At 67.9% G+C, this 18,631-nt stretch carries 19 protein-coding genes; 7 read left to right on the plus strand and 12 right to left on the minus strand.

From position 1 onward, the window contains the following. Together NS355_RS16025 and NS355_RS16030 are read left to right on the plus strand one after the other, a co-directional pair. Positions 1–472: DUF1176 domain-containing protein (locus NS355_RS16025; RefSeq protein WP_153008259.1), on the plus strand; the 472-nt coding region annotated here is incomplete at its 5' end. Positions 473–483: 11 nt separating this feature from the next. After that, a complete protein-coding gene (locus NS355_RS16030) occupies positions 484–1,104 on the plus strand; it encodes a YbhB/YbcL family Raf kinase inhibitor-like protein (RefSeq protein WP_058746595.1) in 621 nt (206 codons plus the stop codon). 358 nt (positions 1,105–1,462) lie between these two features. On the opposite strand, the gene NS355_RS16035 is transcribed toward NS355_RS16030, so the two are convergent. Further along, entirely contained in the window at positions 1,463–2,506 is a 1,044-nt protein-coding gene (locus NS355_RS16035; RefSeq protein WP_167345478.1) for a GGDEF domain-containing protein, read from the minus strand. A 66-nt stretch (positions 2,507–2,572) separates the two neighbouring features. Then, positions 2,573–3,106 (minus strand): peroxiredoxin, encoded by a 534-nt coding sequence (locus tag NS355_RS16040; protein ID WP_058746597.1) that lies wholly within the window; start codon positions 3,104–3,106, stop codon positions 2,573–2,575. 94 nt (positions 3,107–3,200) lie between these two features. Between NS355_RS16040 and NS355_RS16045 the strand changes: the two genes are divergently transcribed. Further along, positions 3,201–4,019, plus strand: a complete 819-nt coding sequence (locus NS355_RS16045; RefSeq protein WP_058746605.1) for an inositol monophosphatase family protein — start codon at positions 3,201–3,203, stop codon at positions 4,017–4,019. Between the two features lie 185 nt (positions 4,020–4,204). On the opposite strand, the gene mgtE is transcribed toward NS355_RS16045, so the two are convergent. Beyond that, positions 4,205–5,617, minus strand: coding sequence for a magnesium transporter (mgtE, locus tag NS355_RS16050; RefSeq protein WP_058746598.1), 1,413 nt, complete (start codon positions 5,615–5,617; stop codon positions 4,205–4,207). Between the two features lie 117 nt (positions 5,618–5,734). Here mgtE and NS355_RS16055 point away from each other — a divergent pair, with 117 nt between their 5' ends. Next, positions 5,735–6,190: a peptidylprolyl isomerase gene (locus tag NS355_RS16055; RefSeq protein WP_056436311.1), complete on the plus strand. Its 456-nt coding sequence runs from the start codon at positions 5,735–5,737 to the stop codon at positions 6,188–6,190. Between the two features lie 215 nt (positions 6,191–6,405). Here the strand turns inward: NS355_RS16055 and NS355_RS16060 are convergent, their stop codons facing one another. Further along, positions 6,406–7,188, minus strand: a complete 783-nt coding sequence (locus NS355_RS16060; RefSeq protein WP_058746606.1) for a crotonase/enoyl-CoA hydratase family protein — start codon at positions 7,186–7,188, stop codon at positions 6,406–6,408. Positions 7,189–7,248: 60 nt separating this feature from the next. On the opposite strand from NS355_RS16060, the gene NS355_RS16065 reads away from it, so the two are divergent. Both NS355_RS16065 and NS355_RS16070 read left to right on the plus strand, forming a co-directional pair. After that, a complete protein-coding gene (locus tag NS355_RS16065; protein ID WP_236697082.1) occupies positions 7,249–7,659 on the plus strand; it encodes a PaaI family thioesterase in 411 nt (136 codons plus the stop codon). Continuing rightward, positions 7,656–8,069, plus strand: coding sequence for a PaaI family thioesterase (locus tag NS355_RS16070; protein WP_244489716.1), 414 nt, complete (start codon positions 7,656–7,658; stop codon positions 8,067–8,069). The genes NS355_RS16065 and NS355_RS16070 overlap by 4 nt, the downstream gene beginning before the upstream one ends. On the opposite strand, the gene NS355_RS16075 is transcribed toward NS355_RS16070, so the two are convergent. The 7 genes from NS355_RS16075 to NS355_RS16105 form a co-directional block, all read right to left on the minus strand. Then, positions 8,048–8,806, minus strand: a complete 759-nt coding sequence (locus NS355_RS16075; protein WP_244489717.1) for an SGNH/GDSL hydrolase family protein — start codon at positions 8,804–8,806, stop codon at positions 8,048–8,050. The two genes, NS355_RS16070 and NS355_RS16075, sit on opposite strands and share 22 nt — an antisense overlap. Then, a complete protein-coding gene (locus NS355_RS16080) occupies positions 8,803–12,246 on the minus strand; it encodes a glycosyl hydrolase 2 galactose-binding domain-containing protein (protein WP_244489718.1) in 3,444 nt (1,147 codons plus the stop codon). Before NS355_RS16080 ends, NS355_RS16075 begins: the two co-directional genes overlap by 4 nt. Before the next feature lie 66 nt (positions 12,247–12,312). Next, positions 12,313–13,560: an adenosylmethionine--8-amino-7-oxononanoate transaminase gene (locus NS355_RS16085; RefSeq protein ID WP_058746600.1), complete on the minus strand. Its 1,248-nt coding sequence runs from the start codon at positions 13,558–13,560 to the stop codon at positions 12,313–12,315. Beyond that, positions 13,557–14,177, minus strand: a complete 621-nt coding sequence (gene bioD, locus NS355_RS16090) for a dethiobiotin synthase (RefSeq protein WP_058746601.1) — start codon at positions 14,175–14,177, stop codon at positions 13,557–13,559. The genes NS355_RS16085 and bioD overlap by 4 nt, the downstream gene beginning before the upstream one ends. Next, positions 14,174–15,283, minus strand: coding sequence for an 8-amino-7-oxononanoate synthase (locus NS355_RS16095; protein WP_058746602.1), 1,110 nt, complete (start codon positions 15,281–15,283; stop codon positions 14,174–14,176). Before NS355_RS16095 ends, bioD begins: the two co-directional genes overlap by 4 nt. Positions 15,284–15,350: 67 nt before the next feature. Then, positions 15,351–16,079, minus strand: coding sequence for a class I SAM-dependent methyltransferase (locus NS355_RS16100; RefSeq protein WP_058746603.1), 729 nt, complete (start codon positions 16,077–16,079; stop codon positions 15,351–15,353). A gap of 4 nt (positions 16,080–16,083) precedes the next feature. Beyond that, positions 16,084–16,512 (minus strand): GtrA family protein, encoded by a 429-nt coding sequence (locus NS355_RS16105; RefSeq protein WP_209445120.1) that lies wholly within the window; start codon positions 16,510–16,512, stop codon positions 16,084–16,086. A 75-nt stretch (positions 16,513–16,587) separates the two neighbouring features. Between NS355_RS16105 and NS355_RS16110 the strand changes: the two genes are divergently transcribed. After that, positions 16,588–18,357: a hypothetical protein gene (locus NS355_RS16110; protein WP_058746604.1), complete on the plus strand. Its 1,770-nt coding sequence runs from the start codon at positions 16,588–16,590 to the stop codon at positions 18,355–18,357. 91 nt (positions 18,358–18,448) lie between these two features. On the opposite strand, the gene NS355_RS16115 is transcribed toward NS355_RS16110, so the two are convergent. Then, positions 18,449–18,631 (minus strand): FAD-binding protein (locus NS355_RS16115; protein ID WP_209445121.1); only part of this gene is annotated, 183 nt, incomplete at its 5' end.

Here is an 18,631-nt window from a genome sequence, read left to right on the forward strand (position 1 = left end):
GCCCGGCCCCGCCCCCGCCATCCCCGCGACGGCGATCAGCGAGGCGCGGCGACGCTATGGCTGCGTGATCGACGATGGCAGTCCGTTCAGTGCCGACGCGCACCGGCTCGACCGACGCAGCACGCTGGTGCTGATGTCCTGCGGCGCGGGGGCGTATAATTATCTGGTGAAGCCGTTGATCTGGCGCGACGGGCGGTTGACCCCTGCAACCTTCGACTTCGCCTATCCCTTCGGCGAGACGCCCGAACCCGGCCAGCCCCAGATCCTGGTCAATGTCGAATGGTCGCGCGACGGCCGCCTGTCGAGCTGGGGCAAGGGCCGAGGGCTGGGCGATTGCGGCGATGCGCAGCAATTCGGCTGGGACGGCACCCGTTTCCGCCTGCTCCATGCCGCGCAGATGACCGAATGCCGGGGCGCGATCGACACGCTGACCGTCTGGCGCACGCGGGTCGTGCCCATGACGCCACGATAGAGGAGATAAGGATGCTCGAACATCTGCCCGCCTGGCTGGGTAAGGCGATGAGCGGCTGGCGCGCCGGGGTGGAATCAATCGCGGTCGTCCGGCCCGAACTGGCACCACCCGCCGTGATGGCGCTGCACAGCCCGGCCTTTGGCGACATGGCGCGCCTCCCCGAACGCTTCACCGCCGATGGCGAGGGCGTGTCGCCGCCGCTCTATTGGGGCAATCCGCCCGAGGGCACGGCGATGTTGGCGCTGATCGTCGAGGATGCCGACGCCCCGACACCGCAGCCGCTGGTCCATGCCATCGTCTGGAACCTGCCGCCCCGGGACGGCGAACTGGCCGAAGGCGCGATCGTCGCGGATGGCGCGGGCACGCCCGAGGGGGGCGATGTCGGACGCAATTCCTATTTGAGCGAGGGCTGGCTGCCGCCCGATCCGCCGCGCGGGCATGGCGAACATCGTTATGTCTTCCAGCTGTTCGCGCTGGATGCGGTGGTCGAGATCGGCGGACAGACGCCGGGTCGCGGTGCGATGGTCGAGGCGATGGTGGGACATGTGCTGGCCGCCGGGGTGCTGACGGGCACCTATTCGCGCGAGGAGGAAGCGCCGGTCGGCCCGGTGGGCGCTGGCGCGGTCGCCTGATACGGGAAAGAAGGACGGCCGGGCGTCAGAAGGGCATGGCCCGGCCGCCGGAGGGGTAAGGCACGATCACGCTCAGGCGATCGGAAAGATCGGCGCGGCGCTGGTGATGGCGAGACCGGCGAAGACGAAAGCGCCGAGGACCGAGACGAGGATCTGGCGGGTCTGGAACGAAGCGAACATGGTGAAAACTCCCTGATACCTGCCGGTCGGACCATCCGAGCGGCGATATCAGGGACATTGCAGAGAGCGTGCCAGTTTTAAAAATGGCCGATTTCCGGGGTTTTTGCGAAAGCTCCCCTTGGCTTTGGGAAATTCCGCCACGACCTGACGGGAATTGCCGCCATTCGATGGCGGAAAATCAGGCGTCGTTGCAGGCGCGGTCGCGACCTTCCTTTTTCGCGCGATACAGAAGCGCATCGGCCCGCGCGAACAGCGTCTCCTGCGTATCCCCGGGGTTCAGCGTGGTGATCCCGGCGGAGAAGGTGACCTCCCCGACCGGCTCGCCCGTCTCGCGCACGCGCATCCGGCGGTTGCGCACCGCATCGCGTGCCCGTTCGACCAGCGCCGCCGCCTGCCTGGCGGTCAGGCCGGACATCAGGATGGCGAATTCCTCGCCGCCATGACGACAGACGAGATGCCCCTGGCATTCCTCGGCCAGGATCTTGCCGATCGAATGCAACACCCGGTCGCCCGTGGCATGACCCAGCTCGTCATTGATCCGCTTGAACCGGTCGACATCGCACAGCGCCAGATGGCAGCTGTCCGACATCTGGAAACACTGGCCCAGCGCCTCGGAAAAGGCCAGCCGGTTGGCCAGTCCGGTCAGCGGGTCGCGTCGCGCCGTCGCCCGCGCCTCGGCCAGCTTCTCGCGCAGCGTGTCGGCCTCCGCCGTCGCCTGCTCCAGCCGCTGTTCGGTCGCGTGGATCCGCTCGAGCATCTCGCCGGTCAGCGTCGCCAGCGTCGGCAGGTCGATCTCTTCGCGATTCATCTCCGCCACGTTGCGCGCCAGATTGGCCCCGAAGGCCGACGTATCCTCCTGGAAGGTGCGCATCACCGACATGAACGCCGTAACCTGATTCTCGGTCTGTTCGGCCAGCGCGTCGGACCGCGCCTCCGCCTCGGGCGGCGCGACCCGGTCGGCCGCCGATTCGCGGACGGCCGGCTCGGTCGCGTCCGGTTCGGGCATGGGCCGCGACGCCCCCACCGGACCGCCCAGCCGGACGATATCGTCCTGGTGCAGCCGCACGCCGCCATCGATCAGCGACTCGACCGCGCGCGCCAGGCTACCCTTGGGATTGGTCAGGATCGCATGGACGAAGGCGTAATGCGCCGGATCGGGGGAAAGCCGGTGATCCTCCAGAAACTTGCCGATACGCTCATACAAACTGGCAGGCGTCGTCATGGCTCGCCGCGGCCCCGCGTCCGCCGTTTCGCCCCATCCCCTGTAAAGCCCCATGACACGCGCCTGTCAGCGATGATTTTGCAGTTCGCGTACCGCCGCCAGCGTCGTGGCGACATGCTCGGACGGGTTCATGTCGTCATGGACGAAGACGACGCGGCCATCGCGACCGATGACATAGCTGGTGCGCGAGGTGATATCGCGCCCTTCCATCTGGCGGCCGAGCGCGACGTCATAGCCCTTGACGATCGCCGGACCGGCGCTGGCGACCGGGAACTTGCCCGCGCATTCGGCCTTGGAAAAGGCGGCGAGCTTGTCGACCGGGTCGGCCGACATGCCGATCACGCGCGCGCCAGCGGCGCGAAAGGCGTCGATCTTCTCTGCAAAGGCGCGCGCCTCGGCGCTGCATCCGCTCGTGAAGGCGGCGGGGAAGAAATACAGGACGACCGGGCCGTGGCGCAGCTGTTCCTTGAGATGCAGCGTGAAGACCTTGCCCGCCACCGCGCCGCGTGTGGTGAAGTCGGGCGCGGGAGCACCGGGACGGAGGGCCGCTGCGGCCGGTACCGCTGCCATCGCCAGGAGAACGCCCAACACTGCCCTCATCGCCCCATTCCTTATATTAAGATAGTTAACGCCTATCCCGTCGCGATCATGGCGTCCATTGCTGATCGCGCAGTCCTATCCTATCCGGGTTAATATGTCCGTACACGCCGACGATATCAAACTGGCCCTTCGTCTTGCCGATGCTGCCGGAGCCGCCATCCGCCCTTATTTCCGCCGCGAAATGGGGCTGGAGATCAAGGAGGACCGGTCGCCCGTGACGCTGGCCGATCGCGAGGCGGAGGCGGCGATGCGCCGCATCCTGGAGGCGGAGCGTTCGGGCGACGGCATCCATGGCGAGGAATATGGCGTCAAGAACGGCGTGACGGGGCGCCAATGGGTGCTCGACCCGATCGACGGCACGCGCAGCTTCACCGTCGGGCGGCCGATCTTCGGCACGCTGATCGCGCTGGTCGAAAATGGCTGGCCGGTGCTGGGCATCATCGACCAGCCGATCGCGCGCGAGCGCTGGCTGGGCGTGGCGGGACGGCCGACCCTGTTCAACGGCCAGCCGACGCGCACCCGCACCTGCCGCGACCTGGACGGCGCGACCATCGCGACGACCAGCCCGCATCTGTTCGACGACGAGGACGTGCCGCACTTCATGGCGCTGGTCGCCGCGGTCAGCGGCCAGTCCCCCCGCCAGGGGCCGGTCTATGGCGGCGACTGCTATAATTACGGCCTGCTGGCGAGCGGCCATATCGATCTGGTCTGCGAATCGGGGCTGAAGCTGCACGACTTCGCCGCGCTGGTCCCGGTGGTCGAGGGTGCGGGCGGGCGGATGTGCGACTGGAACGGCGATCCGCTGACCGCCGACAGCGCAGGGCATGTGCTGGCGATCGGCGATCCCGCCCGCACGGACGAAGTGCTGGAGGCGCTGCGCAACGTGCCGCACGGGCACGGGCACGACCACTGATCCTCCCCGGCACGGGGAGGGATAGCTTAGATCGTGATGACATCGCATCAAACCAACGCAAGCCCCTCCCCTTCAGGGGAGGGGTTGGGGTGGGGCCTCGCCACAGGCCTCGCGCTTGCGGAAGCGCCCCACCCCCGGCCCCTCCCCTGAAGGGGAGGGGTGAGTTCATCTCACGTCATCTTGCTCTAGCCAGTCAGGCCCGCCGCCGTGGCGAGGCCCAGAAATGCCAGGAAGCCGATCGAATCGGTCGTCATCGTCACGAACACCGACGACGCCACTGCCGGATCGGCGTCGAACCGATCGAGCGTCACCGGCACCAGCACGCCCGCCAGCCCCGCGACCAGGATATTGGTCATCATCGCCGCCGCGATCACCAGCCCGAGCGCCGGGTTGCCGAAGACCAGGCTCACCCCGACCCCGATCACCGCCGCGACGGTCACGCCGTTCATCATCGCCACGCGAATCTCGCGCATGATCGCGCGCCCGGTGTTGGAGCGGGTCAGCTGGTTGGTCGCCAGCGCCCGGACCGTCACCGCCAGCGTCTGCGTGCCCGCATTGCCGCCGACGCCCGCGACGATAGGCATCAGCGTCGCCAGCGCCACCATCCGCGCGATCGTCCCCTCGAACGCCGCGATCACCGACGAAGCGACCATCGCGGTAATCAGATTGGCGAGCAGCCAGCGGACGCGGCTCTTATAGCTGTCGAGGATCGGCTCATTGATGTCGCCCTCGCCCGCACCCGACAGGCGCAGCACGTCCTCGCCCGCCTCCTGCTGGATGATGTGGACGATATCGTCGACGGTGATCATGCCGACCAGACGCCCGCTGCCATCCACCACGGCCGCCGAGATCAACGCATATTTCTGGAAGCGCAGCGCGACCTCTTCCTGGTCCATGTCGACCGGGATCAGCGTCTGTTCGCGCTTCATCACGTCGCCGATGACGATCTGCCCCGGCGCGCGCAGGATCCAGGACAGCTGGCAGGTGCCGATCGGCCGGTGGCCGGGATCGACGACGAAGATTTCCCAGAAATCGGTGGTCAGTTCCTCATCGTCGCGCAGGAACTGGATCGTCTCGGCCACCGTCCAATGTTCGGGCACCGCGATCAGCTCGCGCTGCATCAGGCGTCCGGCGGACTCCTCGGGGAAGGACAGGGCCTCCTCGATCGCGGCGCGGTCGTCAGGGTCGAGCGCGCGCAAGACCGCGCGCTGCTCGTCCTCGTCCATGTCTTCAATGATGGCAACCGCATCGTCGGTATCGAGTTCCGACGCGATGTCGGCGACTTCATGCGGTTCGAGCGCCTGGATCAGCTGCTCGCGCACATAATCGTTCATCTCGGCGAAGACGTCGCCGTTCAGCAGGTCCGCGACCGCACGCGCCAAATTGACGCGCTCCTCGTCCCCGACCAGCTCGAACAGGTCAGCGATGTCGGCGGGGTGGAGCGGCTCGACCAGCGCACGGGCGCCCTCGTCGTCGCCCGCCTCCAGCGCGTCGAGCACGGCCGTCACATATTCGGGCTTCAGCCGGTCGTCCTCGTCCAGCTGGGTTTCGGGCAACTGGGTCTCGGTGTCGAGTTCGGGGAGTTCGGTGTCGCTGATCTCGGCCTCCCTCGATCGATCATGAACGCTGTGTCACGCCTCTAAACTGCGACGGCGGCATTTGCCAGCGGGCGTGTGAACGCCTACCTGCGCACCATCAACCAAGGAAGAACCCTTATGGCCGAGACCTTTTCCAAGCTGACCCTGACGCTCGAGAGCGGCGATGTCGTCATCACTCTGCGCCCCGACCTGGCGCCCGAGCATGTCGCGCGCATCGGCGGCCTTGCCAATGAAGGCTTTTACGACGGCGTCGTGTTCCACCGCGTCATCCCCGGCTTCATGGCGCAGGGCGGCGACCCCACCGGCACCGGCATGTCGGGTTCGGACAAGCCCAATCTGAAGCAGGAATTCAACGCCGAGCCGCACGTCCGTGGCACCTGCTCGATGGCGCGGACCAACGATCCGAACTCGGCCAATTCGCAGTTCTTCATCTGCTTCGACGACGCGCGCTTCCTCGACCGCCAGTACACCGTCTGGGGCCAGGTCGAGAGCGGCATGGAGCATGTCGACGCGCTGCCCAAGGGCGAGCCGCCCCGTAACCCGGGCAAGATTTTGAAGGCGACCGCGGAGTAATTCTTCCGCGAGAGCTGAAGGAAGGGGAGTCTCGAAAGGGGCTCCCCCTTTTTGTTTGGCCCCTCCCTGCCCGCGGGCACACCCCTCCCGTAAACGGGAGGGGATGGGGGAGGGTATGGAGTCTCACAGAGGCCGACCTTTGCGGCTCTTACCCCTCCCCAACCCCTCCCCCTGCCGGGAGAGGGGCCATCGTGGCGGGAGATGGCGTGAACTCATCAAACGTCAGTGAACACCGGCCGCCGCCGCTCCAAATTCGCCCGCACCGCTTCCCGGTGGTTCGCGCCCTGCATCAGCGCCACTTGCTCCGCGCTCTCCATCGCCAGCATTTGCTCCGGTTCGCTTCCCATCGCCGCGAACAGCCGCTTGGCGCTCCGCACCGCATCGGGGCTTCGCCCGGCGATCGTCTGCGCCAGGGCCAGCGCCTCGCCGCGCGGATCGTCGGACAGCCGGGTGACGAATCCCGCCGCCTGTGCCTCGACCGCATCGAATTCGCGCGCGGTATAGACCCATTCGCGAAGCACATCCTGACGCACACCGCCCCACAGCGCGAAGCCGCCCATGTCGGGGACGATGCCCCAATGCACTTCGCGAATCGCAAAGCGGGTGGCGGGATGCGCCAGCCGGATGTCCGCGCCGCCCATGATCTGGGTCGCGCCGCCGAACACGACGCCGTGGACGGCCGCGATCACCGGCACCGGCAGCGTCCGCCAGCCCCAAGCGACCTGCTGCACCGGATTGGCCGGGCCATGGCTGCGCGTCGACAGGTCCAGCCCCGCCAGATCGCCCCCCGCCATCGCCGCCATGTCGAGGCCGGAGCAGAACCCCTCCCCCTCGCCCGACAGCACCACGGCGCGCAGGTCGGACCGCGACGACAGCGCGTCGATCGCCTCGGCCAGCGCATCGAACATCGCGCGGTCGATGGCGTTCAGCTTTTCCCCGCGCGCCAGACGGACATCGGCCACGCCGTCCGTCACCGCGATCGTCACCCGGCCGTCCATATCTCTCTCCTTTTGCGCCAGCGCATGGCTCGTGTAGAGCATCGCATCATGGGGTTCGATATGGAACGCTTCGTCGCGATGGGCGGCCTGGGCGGCGGGCATGGCCAGCATCTGGGCATCGCCTACCGCGCGCACGGGGAAGACTGGGCGGAGCTGGCGCTGCCTTACGACGCACGGCTGATCGGCGATCCGACCAGCGGCGTGATCGCCTCCGGACCGATCGTCGCGATGATGGACATGGCGACCAGCGTCGCCGTCTGGCTGAAGCGCGGCGCGTTCGAGCCGCATGTGACGCTGGACCTGCGGGTCGATTATCTCCGCCCCGCCGTCCCCGAACGCACCGTGATCGGACGTGGGGAGTGTTATCGCCTGACCCGCAGCATCGCCTTTGTCCGGGGCATCGCGCATGACGGCGACCCCGACGATCCGGTCGCGCATGTCGCGGGCACCTTTATCGGCATGACCGCATGAGCGCCCCCCGTACCGGCATCGGCCAAGCGATGGTGCTGCCCCCCTATGCGGAATGGCTCGGCTGCTCGATCGAATGGGTCGACGGGCTGCCGCACCTGATCATGCCGTTCGGCGAGCATGTGATGGGCTGGCCGGGCCTGCTTCAGGGCGGGGCGATCGCCGGGCTGCTGGAGGTGGCGGGGATCGCCGCGCTGACCCACCGCCTGTCGAACGAGGGGACGACGCGGATCAAGCCGGTGACGGTCACGACCGATTATCTGCGCACCGGTCGCGACCATCCCACCCGCGCGGTCGGCACCATCCTGCGCCTCGGCCAGCGGACCGCCAATGTCGAGGTGACCGCCTGGCAGGAGGATCGCGAAAAGCCGATCGCGACCGCGCGGTTGAATTACCGCATCCTGCGCGGCTGAGGTTTCGCCAAGGCCAGTTCGATCGCGGAATCGGCGACCGGCGCCATGGCGGCGTAGCCCTGTGCATTGGGATGCACCCCATCGGTGCCATAGGCCGGGTTCAGCGCGTCCCCGACATGCAGGACCGACCAGTAATCGGCATAGGTCGCCCCGACGCGCCTGGCGTAGTCCCTCAGCCAAGCATTCAGTGTCGCGATGCGCGGGGCGGTGGCCAGGCCCGGCTTCCACTCGAAATGATCGGCGGGCGGGATCGAGGCCAGGATCACCCGGATGCCATGCGCCTGGGCCAGCTCGACCATCGACATGATATTGCCCTGAACCTGCGCGTCGGTCGTCGGGCCGGTATTGCCCGCAATATCGTTGGTGCCCGCCATGATCTGCACCACCGCCGGATGCAGGTCGATCACGTCCTGGCGAAAGCGCAGCAGCATCTGCGAGGTCGTCTGGCCGCTGATCCCGCGCCCGATCCGACCGGGGGTGAAGAATTGCGGCATCTTGCCGACCCAACCCTCGGTGATCGAATCGCCCATGAAGACCACGCGCGGCTGCCCCGCCACCGGCGCAGGCAGCTTCGCGTTATCCTCGCGGTAGCGCGCCAGATAGGCGAAGTCGTTGTGCAACCGCTCCTCCCATTCGCGGGTCCAGCGCTGCGAGTCGGTTTCCTTCGGCGCGGTCTGCGCGGCGGCGGGTGCGGCAAGCGTCAGCGCCATCAGCGCGGTCAGGATCACCCGGCTCACGGACGCAGGTCCGTGGCGGTCGCGGTGACGTTCCAGCCGCGCAAGGCGACCATCGGCTTGTCCGCCTTGGCCGTGGGATAGCGAATCTCGATCACGCGGGTCTCTCCGGGCATCAGGGTGACGTAATTGTCGCTGAAATAGGCGGGCAACACCTGGCTGCCGTCGGCATTCATCACGGTCAGCTTGGTCTCGATCGCAGGGGTCGTGCCGCCATTGGTCAGGGTGACGCTGGCCAGCGTTTCCTCGCCTTGCGATTGCGTCGTCGCCGTCGCGGTGACGGGGGCCGCCCCCATGGCGGTCAGTGCGCGGTAACCCGCATCGTCCGCCGCTTCCCAATAGCTGTTGGTCGACAGGACCTGTCCGCCCGCATCGGTCGCCTCCAGCCGGACGAGCACCGGCCCGCGCTTCATGGCGGGCGCGAGGTCGAGGCTGAGCGCGGGCGTCACCCCCTCGGCACCCGCGACGATCTTCGCCTCCTGCTCGCTTTCGGTCCGGCCATCAAGCCCGACGACCTTCGCGCGCACCTGCACCCCCTTCAGCGCGTCGCGGGTGTTGTTGACCAGCACGACGCGGTGGTCGGGCAGGTTCATCTGGACATGGATCGGCTCGGCGGCCTTCTTGACGCCGTAGAAGGCGGCATGCGTGTCATAGTCGGACGAGAAGATCTGCCACGCCGAGGACGGCCAGGCGGGTTGCGTCATCCACAGCATCCGGCCGGAATTTTCGGTCCAGAGCCCGGCGTTCATCCCCTCGAAGATGGCACGATAGGATTCATACTCCATCATCTGCGCCTTGCGCTCGAAATCCTCCAGCCCGGTGGCGGGGCCGAAGCGGCGTTCGAGCACGTCCATATAGGTCTTCACCGCGCCGTTCCCGGTCTGGTGCCAGTCATGATAGGCCCAGACATCGCCGATCGGCCAGCGATCCGCCTCGGCCGGGATGGTCCGCTTCCACGATTCCAGCGTCGGCAGCGAGGGCGTGCCAACCTCGACCGAGAAGCCCTTGGCATGGGTGGTGAAATATTCGACCGGCGGCCGCCAGTTATAGGGGCCGGAGCCCTGGAGGTTCACTGCGTTGGACGAGGGCATATAGAGCCGCGTCCCGTCCTCCGCGCGCAGCAGATTGTCGAGCCCGCTATTCAGGATCGGCTGCGGCACGCCCTCGTTGCGGCCGAACCAGGCGACGATCGAGGGGTGGTTGCGATAGCGGCGCACCACGTCGGTCGCATTGGCCAGGAACAGCTGCGGGTCCTCGGCCTCCATATTGTAATCCTGGGTCGACTCCCAGAAGTCGGACAGGACCATCAGGCCATATTCATCGGCCAGGTCGAAGAAGCTGTCCTCGGTATTCTGGCCGACCCAGTTGCGCACGATGTTGAGATGCGCGTCGCGGTGCAGGCGGAAGAACGGCTCCAGATGCGCGCGGTCGACGCGCTTCATGAAATCGTCCATGCCGATATTGCCGCCCCGCGCCGCGATCCGCACGCCGTTGACACGCAGGACGAGGTACGGCGCGAGTCGCGGATCGTCGGTGACTTTGCTGACCGCCGCCGACTGGTCGCCGCCGGGCGTAAAGCTCATCGCCCAGCCACCCGCCGTCTTGCGGATGCCCGCATGGCCGGTGTCCACGATCCTGGGTCCGCCACGCACCCGGTTGAGGTCCAGCGTCACCCGCTCCAGATCGCCGTCACCGTCGAACAGCGACAGGTCATAGGTCACCTGCCGCATCCCGAAGCGCAAAACCTTGCTGTCCGACAGCGCGCCATCGACCGCCGCCGTCAGCGCGAGGTTATGCAGCGCGGGGTCGCCATAGCCATTGGGCCACCAGAGGCGGGGGTTCCTGACCGACAGCTGCGGGAATTCGGATGGCGACAGGACGGCGCGGATCGTCTGGCCCGGCGCGACCGTCACCGGCTTTTCGACGACCACATCGTCGAACACCGCGCGCACCGTCGTCGTCACCGGCGTCTGGCCGTTATTGGTGACGGGCACCGCGATCTCGACATCGGCGACGGAATTGTCGGGCTTGGGCAGCGTCGTCACCACCTGCGGATCGCCGATCACCGCCGGGCCGGTTGCGGCCAGCGTCACGCCCTGCCACAGCCCGGTATTGCGGTCGCGGACGGAGGGGATCCAGTCCCAGCCCTCGGTCGCGACGAAGGTCGGGCCGTCCATCATCTGGACGCCGCCATTCTCCCCGACGCCCGCCGTCATGGATTCCTCATGCGCAAGGCCCGGATGCGGCGGCGGCGACACCCGCACCGCGATCGCATTGCGCCCGGCGACCAGCGTCACGGGGAAGCGTCCCCGGATGAAGGCACCCTTCATCGTGCCCGTCATCCGGCCATTGACCCAGACCTCGGCGGAATAGTTTACGCCGTTGAAGGTGAGCCACATCGTCCGCCCGGCGGCCTCGGCGGGCGTGTCGAACTCGGTACGATACCAGTAATCCTGCCGCGCCAGCGTCTCGGGGATCGACAGGTTGTTCAGCCCGATCGCGGGATCGGGATAGACGCCGCGATCGACCAGCGTCGTCAGTACCGTGCCCGGCACGGTCGCGGCATACCATTTGCTGGCGTCGAAATTGCCCTGCGACAGGTCCCCACCGCCGGGGCCGACCTTGGCCGCCTCGATCAACCGCCAGCCATTGACCGCCCATTGGCCGGTCGCAGTCGAGACGAGCGCAGGCGCCTTGAATTCGGGCCTGGCCGTGCCGCTGGTCGGGATCGGCGCCCGGGACTGGGGCAGCGTCCAGGCGTCCTGCGGCGTGGTCTGCCCCTGCATCTGGCGGGTCTGATAGGGCCAGCTGGGGCTGCCGGTCTGGAGCGCGATTTTCGCCGGATCGGGTGCGCGACGCGCGGCGACCCGGATGGCCAGCGGATCGACCGCCTCGCGCACCATGCGGAAATCGACGACCTTGCCCGCAAAGACGGGCTGATAGCTGCGCGGTGCCAGCGTCGCCACGCCAGTCACGGGCTCCAGCGACAGGCCGCGCTGCACCACCTGGCGACCGTTCACGAACAGCCGGACGATCTTTCCGTCATAGCTGGCGGCAATATAGGTCCATTTGTTGCGATCGGCATCGCCGCCGCCTTGGACCACCCCCGCCTCGGTGACGAGCGCGGGCTGGCCGTCGACCAGCGCCAGATAGCGGCGCGGGCCCCCGGTGGGGTTGCCGAAGCCGCCGATCAGCATCGTCGTGCCCTTGCCCATGACGCTGCGCGGCTGGACCCAGGCGGACAGCGTCCAATTCGGAGCGACGACCGGCGACGTGACGATGGCCCGGGCGTAGGAATCGCCACCGGGCGGCAGATCGGCGTTGATCGGGCCCAGGGGTTGCGCGGGCACGGGCGCACTCGTCTGCGCCGAGCCCGCCAAGCTCCACATGAGCGCCGTCACTGATGCCAGAGCCCCCATCGCTCTTGCCGCCGCCACGCTCATGCCTGCTCCTTTTGAATCGCCGCGGGATAAAGCAAATGAAAAGCCCTAAAGTCAAAGGGCGTGCACTTAACGCCTGAAGCGGTCGATCGCCTCGTGAATTCCGGTCCAGACTTTACCGAGTTGCTCCACCGTGATCGAATAAGGCGGCATCACATAGATGGTGTTGCCCATCGGCCGGACGAGCAGGTCACGCTCCCTGAAGTGCGCCAGCAATCGGGGGGCCAGGTCGGAGAGATAATCCTGCCCCGCGCCCAGCTCGAACGCGGCGATGGTGCCGAGCTGACGGGGGCTGTGGACCGACGCTTCGCTTGCCACGGTCGCCAGATGCCGCGCTTGCGCCGCCGTCAGCGCGTCGATCCGCGCCTGGACCGGCTCCTCGCGCCAGATCGCCAGATTGGCCGCCGCCGCCGCGCAGGCGATGGGGTTGGCGGTGTAGCTGGACGAGTGGAAGAACTGTTTCGACCGGTCGGTCTCGGACCAGTGCGCCTGGAAGATCGGCTCGATCGCCAGCGTCACCGCCAGCGGCACCGCGCCGCCGGTCAGCCCCTTGGACAGGCAGAGAATGTCGGGCACCACGCCAGCCTGTTCGCAGGCGAACAGCGTGCCCGTGCGGCCCCAGCCGGTCATGATCTCGTCGGCGATGAACAGCACGCCGTGCGTTGCGCAAATGTCGCGCATCGCGGCCAGCGTCTCGGGCGCGTAGCGCAACATGCCCCCTGCCCCGAGCACCAAAGGCTCGACGATGAAGGCCGCCGCACCCGCCCGGCACTCCGCCTCCAGCGCGTCGAGCGTGGCCTGCACGTCCGTGGGAAAGGGAATGGTGCCGACATCGAAGAGCAGCGGCGCATAGGCGCGGTTATAGACCCCGCGCGCGCCGACCGACATCGCGCCGATCGTGTCGCCATGATAGCTGTGTTCGAGGACGAGGATGCGGGAGCGCGGCGCGCCCCGGTGGAGCCAGTATCCCAGCGCCATCTTCAGCGCGACCTCGACCGCCGTCGAGCCGGAGTCGGAGAAGAACACGCGTGTCAGCGCGGGCGGGGTGATCCGCACGAGTTCGGCGGCGACTTCCTCGGCGGGTTCGTGGGTCCAGCCCGCGAAGATGATCTGGTCGAGCTTGCCCGCTTGCTCCGCGATGGCGGCGCTGATGCGGGGGTGGTTGTGGCCGTGCGTCGTCACCCACCAGCTGGAGATGGCGTCGATCACCTGACGCCCGTCGACCGTGGTCAGCACCGCGCCGCTGGCGGTGGTGACCTTCGGAATCGGCTCGCCCAGGCCGTGCTGGGTGAAGGGATGCCAGACCGGCGAGGTCATCGAAAATCCTCGACGGCGAAATTCGCGGCGAACGCCTCCGCCAGCGTCTTGGCGGTCAGGTCGGCGAGGCGCGGCAGGCGGCCGAGCCGCTTCACCCCGCCGATCGCGGCGATGGTCGCTTCGCTGTCCTCCACCGCGTCCCCGACGAACGCCACGCCCAGCATCGGCACGCCGCGCGACCGCAGCGCCTCGATCGACAAGAGGCTGTGGTTGATCGTACCCAGCCCGGTCCGCGCGACCAGCACCACCGGGCGGCCCCAATGGGCGAACAGGTCGGCGAACAGCAACCGGCGGGTGACGGGCACCAGCACCCCGCCCGCCCCCTCGGCGACCAGCGGGCCATCGACCTGCGGCAGCGCCAGCCGGTCGCGATCGATCTCCACCCCGTCGATCTCGGCCGCACGATGCGGCGAGCAGGGTGTCTTCAACCGATAGGCGGAGGGCAGGACCGGACGGCCGCTGAGCCGCGCCACCGTCTCGGCATCGCCGTGGCCTTCGTCATCGGTGCCCGCCTGGACCGGCTTCCAATAGCTGGCCCCCAGCGCGCCGGTCAGCGCGGCGGAGAAGACGGTCTTGCCGATTTCGGTATCGGTGCCGGTGACGATGACGGCGCTCATGCCAGAACCTCTTGCAGTGCCTGGTCGAGGGCGAGGATATCCGCCTGCTCGACATTGAGGGTGATCGACAGCCGCAGCCGCGCCGCGCCCACCGGCACGGTCGGCGGCCGGATGCCGCGAATATCGAAACCGCGCAGCCGCAGCGCCTCGGCGGCGCGCATGGTGCGGCCATTGTCGTGCAGGATCAGCGGCATGATCGGCGTGCCGTTCGCCAGCGCGCCATGAGGTGCCAGTCGCTCGCCCGCCAGCGCGATCCGCTCATGGAGCGCGGTCCGCCGTTCCGGCTCGTCGGCAAGAATGCGCAGGGCCTCGCGTACCCCGCGCGCCATCAGCGGCGACGGCGCGGTGGAGAAGATGAAACCCCGCCCGCGATTGACCAGATAGTCGCGCACGATGGCGGGCCCGGCGACCAGCGCGCCCTCGCACCCCAGCGCCTTGCCACAGGTGTGGAGGGTGACGACCCGCTCGCCCGGCGTGGCGAGCCCCTGCCCCCGCTCGCCGAAAACGCCGGTCGCATGCGCCTCGTCGACGATCAGCATCGCGTCGTGCCGCTCGGCCACCGCCATCAGTTCGGCGAGCGGCGCGGTGTCGCCGTCCATCGAATAGAGGCTTTCCACCGCGATCCAGGCGGTGCCCTTGCCGCCTTCGGCCCGCCATCTCCGGATCGCGTCGTCGAACGCCGCCGGATCGTTATGCGCCGCCGATACGGCCTGCGCCCGCGACAGCTTCATCCCCTCATGCATGCTCGCATGGACCAGCGCGTCATGGACGATCAGGTCGCCGCGTTGCGGCAGCGTCGCCAAGAGCGTGGCGTTGGCGGTATAGCCCGACGAGAAATACAGGCTCGCCTCGGCCCCGAAAAAGGCGGCGGCTTCGGCCTCCAGCGCCTCATGTTCCGGGTGATTACCGCGCAGCAGCCGCGATCCGCCCGAGCCGATGGAGACGCCTTCGTCCACCGCGTTCACGATAGCGGCGGCGAGGCGCGGGTGACTCGCGATTCCAAGATAGTCGTTAGAGGCGAAGTCCCGGCCTGCCATCGGGGCCAGCCCCCGCAATCGATCCCGCGCGGCCAGTCGGGCCAGATCGGCGCGATGAAAGTCCAGCATGGGGGCTCCCTAGCCAGACGAACGGGGGAGCGGAACCGGAATTTGCAAGGGAATCCCTTGGCCTTCGTCAGACAGGCTCGGCGAGTGTCACGATCGAAACCCCCGGCGTCAGCGGCACCCGGCCGACCAAATGCCGCTCCAGCCGAAAGATCGCCTCGAATGCCTTGTTCAGCGGTGCGGGCGGCGGCGAGTCGTCGCTGTCGTCGCGCCCCGTGATCCGCCCCGCGATCCGTGCCGCCGCCGCCAGCGGGAAAAGCAGCGAGTTGAAATAGCCGAGCTTGCGGGGTTTCAGCCCCGCCTTCTCGATCGCCGACACCAGCGTCCCCTTGGAATAGCGGCGGTGATGATGGTTCACCACGTCATGCGCCGACCACATCCATTGATGCGCCGGGACGGCGATCAGGATCTTGCCGCCCGGCTTCAGGCAGGACTTCATCGCCGCCAACGCGGCGACATCGTCCTCGATATGCTCGACCACATCGAGCACCGCGATCAAGTCGTACGCCCCCCGCTCGATCCCCGGCAGTTCGGGGAGCGGCGCGGCCTGGACCGGCTTGCCCAGCCTTTGCGAGGCGATCTCGCGTGCGGCGGGATCGATCTCGATCGCGTCGACCGTGCCGAAGCTCGCCAGCATGGGCAGATTGTGCCCGGTGCCGCAGCCGATCTCCAAGATGCGGGCGCTGGCGGGCAGCTTGCCATAGCGGGTCAGATAGTCCGCCAGGATGTCGCGGCGCGCGCGATACCACCAATGGGTGGAATCATGCGCGGCCATGCGGTCGTAAACGATACGGTCCATGAACTTATCCGAAGACCCATTGGCGGTTGAGCGCGAAGGTCGCGATCGGCGTGATCGTGACCACCGGGATCAGCGCGACCCAGGGTTGTTGATGCAAGAGTCCGGTCGCGATCCAGGTGAAGAGCGCGTTCAACGCAAGGCCGAAGCCCTGCACCACCAGGAATTTCAGATGCTGCTTGCCGCTGGAATCGCGGGTGCCGTGTCCGCGAAAGCTCCACGCGCTGTGCAGGAAGAAACCGACGATCACCGCGACCAGAAAGGCGGGCGGCACCGCCAGCACCGCCCGGTCATGCGGCAGGACCCAGGCGGTCAGCGGCAGATAGACGGCCGAATAGACGACCGTCGACAGGCCCCCCGCAATTCCGAACCGGATGATCTGGCCCAGCATGCCGCTGGACCGCCATCGATCGATCTGGTGCTGAAGAGTCGCCATGCTCCCAATCTTGCCCTTTGCGCCGCCCGCGATAGAGCGGAACCCATGTCCCCGCGCCTTAGGCTGCGGGCGGGTATGAGGGAAGCGTCTTTGGAACGTCTGCAGCGTGAGATCGACCGCAACTGGCAACGCTGGGTGCTGGTGGCGTGGGCCGCGATCACCGCCTGGTACATGTACGATCGCTGGGGCCAGATACGCTGGTGGTCGCTGGGCGACACCGACGACAATATGCGGCTGATGCAGGTGCGCGCCTGGATGGCGGGGCAGGACTGGTATGATCTGCGCCAGTATCGGATGAACCCGCCGGTCGGCTTCGACATCCATTGGAGCCGCATCGTCGACCTGCCCATCGCCGGGTTGATCCTGGTCTTCCGCCTGTTCACCACCCCTGCCTGGGCCGAACGACTCGCCTGCGGCCTGGCGCCGCTGATCCCGCTGTCGATCACCATGACCGCGCTGGCGGTGACGCTGCGCCGCCTGGTCGGGGCGTTGAGCTGGCCGCTGGGTCTGGCGCTGCTGCTGTGCGCCAATGCCACGCTGCTGATGTATATGCCGATGCGCATCGACCATCACGGGTGGCAGCTCGCGATGCTGGCGGTCACCGTCGCCGGCTTGTGCGATCCGCAAGCACGGCGCGGCGGGGCGCTGGTCGGCCTGGCGAGCGCGGTGTCGCTGGCGATCGGGCTGGAGATGCTGCCCTATGCCGCGATGGCGGGCGCGATCCTGACCTTGCGCTGGGTCTGGGACCGGGCGGAGGCCGACCGGCTGGCCGTCTATGCCCTGACCCTGGGCGGGGGGAGCGCGGCGGGGTTCGCCGCCTTTGCCTCCAACGCCAATTACGCGATGCGCTGCGATGCGCTGACCCCGGTCTGGCTGTCGGTGACGGTCGCGGCGGGCGCGTTGCTGTTCGTGCTGGCGCGGATCAATCCGGCGTCGCGCGGTGCGCGGCTTAGCCTCGCGGTCGTCGCGGGGGCCGTCATCGCGGGCGGTTTCGCCAGCCTGTTCCCGCAATGCCTGACCCGCCCCGAACAGGTCAGCCCCGAGTTGCAGCGCAACTGGCTGAACAACGTCCGCGAGGCCAAGCCGATCTACAAGCACCCGCTTCGCGTCGCGCTGCCCATGGCGATCATGCCGGTGATCGGGATGATCGGGGCGATCGTCGCGGCGTGGCGGCGGCGGACGATCGGCTGGACCGCCGTGGCGCTGTTCACGACCTTCGCCTGCCTGATGCTGTTGTGGCAGGCGCGCGCGGCCCCGGCGGCGCAGATGCTGGCGGTGCCGGGCATCGCGGCGCTGCTGTGGATGGTCCTGCCCTGGCTGACGCGGCTGCGCTCGCCGTTGCTGCGCGTGCCCGCCATCGTGCTGGCGGTGCTGGTGCCGACGGGAATCGCGGCGAGCTGGGTCGTCACCTATCTGCCCGCGACCCAGCCGAGTGCCTATGCCAACCGGGTCAACCGTGCGACCGGGCAGTGCGTGCGCACCTCGGTGCTGACGCGGGTGAATGCCTATCCCCGGGCGACGGTGTTCACCTTCGTCGATCTGGGGCCGCGGCTGATCGTGACGACGCATCATGACGCGATCGCGGGCCCCTATCACCGCAATGGCAATGCGATCCTGGACGTGCAGCACGCTTTCCAGGGCAGCGAGGCGCAGGCGCATGCGATCATGAAGCGGCATGGCGCGACGCTGCTGCTGATCTGCCCGGACATGGCCGAGTCGACCAACTACCGGGCACGCGCGCCGGGCGGGTTCTACGACCGGATGGCGCGCGGCTGGACGCCGAACTGGCTGACCCCGCTACCGCTGCCCAAGGGGTCGCCGCTCAGGCTGTATCGGATCCGCTGACCTCTCCCCGTTATGGGGAGGGCAGCGCCTCGAAGCGATGGTGAGGGGAGCGTGCCGCCGGGGATGTCCCAAGCGGCAAGCTCCCCCTCGATCAGACCTTGTCGGTCAGTTCGGGGACGACGGTGAAGAGGTCGCCGACCAGGCCGATATCGGCGACCTGGAAGATGGGCGCATCCTCGTCCTTGTTGATCGCGACGATGATCTTGGAGTCCTTCATCCCCGCCAGATGCTGGATCGCGCCCGAGATGCCGACCGCGACATAGACTTCCGAACC

This window comes from Sphingomonas yabuuchiae (assembly GCF_001477495.1).
GTDB lineage: Bacteria > Pseudomonadota > Alphaproteobacteria > Sphingomonadales > Sphingomonadaceae > Sphingomonas > Sphingomonas yabuuchiae_A.

What these genes read in the sequence shown, in the direction of transcription:
- NS355_RS16045 (WP_058746605.1), top strand. Translation starts at nt 3,201, where the DNA reads ATGTCCGTACACGCCGACGATATCAAACTGGCCCTTCGTCTTGCCGAT.
- NS355_RS16030 (WP_058746595.1), top strand. Translation starts at nt 484, where the DNA reads ATGCTCGAACATCTGCCCGCCTGGCTGGGTAAGGCGATGAGCGGCTGG.
- bioD (WP_058746601.1), bottom strand. Translation starts at nt 14,177, where the DNA reads ATGAGCGCCGTCATCGTCACCGGCACCGATACCGAAATCGGCAAGACC.
- NS355_RS16100 (WP_058746603.1), bottom strand. Translation starts at nt 16,079, where the DNA reads ATGGACCGTATCGTTTACGACCGCATGGCCGCGCATGATTCCACCCAT.
- NS355_RS16055 (WP_056436311.1), top strand. Translation starts at nt 5,735, where the DNA reads ATGGCCGAGACCTTTTCCAAGCTGACCCTGACGCTCGAGAGCGGCGAT.
- NS355_RS16035 (WP_167345478.1), bottom strand. Translation starts at nt 2,506, where the DNA reads ATGACGACGCCTGCCAGTTTGTATGAGCGTATCGGCAAGTTTCTGGAG.
- NS355_RS16070 (WP_244489716.1), top strand. Translation starts at nt 7,656, where the DNA reads ATGAGCGCCCCCCGTACCGGCATCGGCCAAGCGATGGTGCTGCCCCCC.
- NS355_RS16080 (WP_244489718.1), bottom strand. Translation starts at nt 12,246, where the DNA reads ATGAGCGTGGCGGCGGCAAGAGCGATGGGGGCTCTGGCATCAGTGACG.
- NS355_RS16105 (WP_209445120.1), bottom strand. Translation starts at nt 16,512, where the DNA reads ATGGCGACTCTTCAGCACCAGATCGATCGATGGCGGTCCAGCGGCATG.
- NS355_RS16060 (WP_058746606.1), bottom strand. Translation starts at nt 7,188, where the DNA reads ATGGACGGCCGGGTGACGATCGCGGTGACGGACGGCGTGGCCGATGTC.
- NS355_RS16085 (WP_058746600.1), bottom strand. Translation starts at nt 13,560, where the DNA reads ATGACCTCGCCGGTCTGGCATCCCTTCACCCAGCACGGCCTGGGCGAG.
- NS355_RS16065 (WP_236697082.1), top strand. Translation starts at nt 7,249, where the DNA reads ATGGAACGCTTCGTCGCGATGGGCGGCCTGGGCGGCGGGCATGGCCAG.
- NS355_RS16040 (WP_058746597.1), bottom strand. Translation starts at nt 3,106, where the DNA reads ATGAGGGCAGTGTTGGGCGTTCTCCTGGCGATGGCAGCGGTACCGGCC.
- NS355_RS16095 (WP_058746602.1), bottom strand. Translation starts at nt 15,283, where the DNA reads ATGCTGGACTTTCATCGCGCCGATCTGGCCCGACTGGCCGCGCGGGAT.
- NS355_RS16110 (WP_058746604.1), top strand. Translation starts at nt 16,588, where the DNA reads ATGAGGGAAGCGTCTTTGGAACGTCTGCAGCGTGAGATCGACCGCAAC.